This window comes from Microbulbifer pacificus (assembly GCF_002959965.1).
Lineage (GTDB): Bacteria > Pseudomonadota > Gammaproteobacteria > Pseudomonadales > Cellvibrionaceae > Microbulbifer > Microbulbifer pacificus_A.
In genome coordinates this window covers 1-1,102 of the sequence record NZ_PREV01000032.1, presented here as the reverse complement: position 1 = coordinate 1,102, position 1,102 = coordinate 1, and the positions used below count along the sequence as shown (strand labels likewise).

The 1,102-nt window shown below is 35.7% G+C and carries 1 protein-coding gene and 1 pseudogene; both read left to right on the top strand.

What is annotated here, in order from left to right:
* Window positions 1-187 (top strand): annotated as a pseudogene (locus C3938_RS17570) (glycine/betaine ABC transporter); the annotation flags it as partial.
* Between the two features lie 25 nt (window positions 188-212).
* On the top strand, window positions 213-1,079 hold the full coding sequence (locus C3938_RS17565; protein WP_017796141.1) for a glycine betaine ABC transporter substrate-binding protein: 867 nt from the start codon (window positions 213-215) through the stop codon (window positions 1,077-1,079).
* Window positions 1,080-1,102: the final 23 nt, after the last annotated feature.

The window sequence follows — 1,102 nt, the reverse complement described above, 5'->3', positions numbered from 1 at the left end:
AACAATTATGCTTTCCCTGTCAATGGCTGTAGTTGCTTCTATGATTGGGGCACCAGGGTTAGGTGCATCTGTATTAACAGCTATTTCTCAAGTGAATATTGGATTAGGTCTGGTAGCCGGTCTTGGGATCGTTGTCTTAGCAATTGTTCTCGATCGAATTACACAAGGAATTGGTAAAGGAAAATAGTCAAAGAAAGGATTGTTATAACATCATGAAGAAGTTTACTATTGTTTTATCACTATTAACATTAATATTTCTAGCAGCTTGTGGGTCTGGGGATGAAGAATCAACAAATACGAGTGAAAGTAAAGGGACAATTAATTTAGCTGTCACTCCATGGACAAGTACAGTTCCACCGACAAAAATTGCACGTATTATTATTGAAGACATGGGTTATGAAGTTAAAGAAACACAGGCAGATGTGAGCTCGACCTTTGTAGGTCTTTCAAGAGGTGATTTAGATGCTTATATGGATTCATGGATGCCTGCACATGAAAATCAAATGGAAAAATATTCAGATTCTATTGAAAAAGTAACTACAAGTTATGATAATGCAAATACTGGTTTAACAATCCCTGCTAGTTTACAGGGAATAAATAAAGTAAGTGACCTAAAAGGAAAAGAAGATCAATTTGGTAATAAGATTTATGGTATCGAAGAGGGCGCAGGAGCAACAGAAATGATGCGCGACTTAATTGAAGAAGCAGATTTAGACGTAGAGTTAGTTCCATCTTCAGAAGGTGGAATGCTAGCTCAAGCACAACGAAAAATATCGAGTGATGAGCCAGTAATATTCTATGGCTGGAGACCACACTCTATGTTCAATAAGTTTGATATCAAAGTACTAGAAGATGACTATGAGGTATTTACACCATCAACTGTAAATGTACTTGCTAATAATGGTTTGAAAGATAAAGCACCAGATGTCTATGCATTTTTAAAGAATTGGAGTATTTCTATTGACGATGTGGAAGAGATGATTACAAAAATTGAAGACGGTGCAGATGAGCGTGAAGTTGCACAAGAATGGATTGATAATAATCAAGATAAAGTAAATAAAATGCTAGAAAATAAATAAAAGATAAATAATCAGACGCTGGG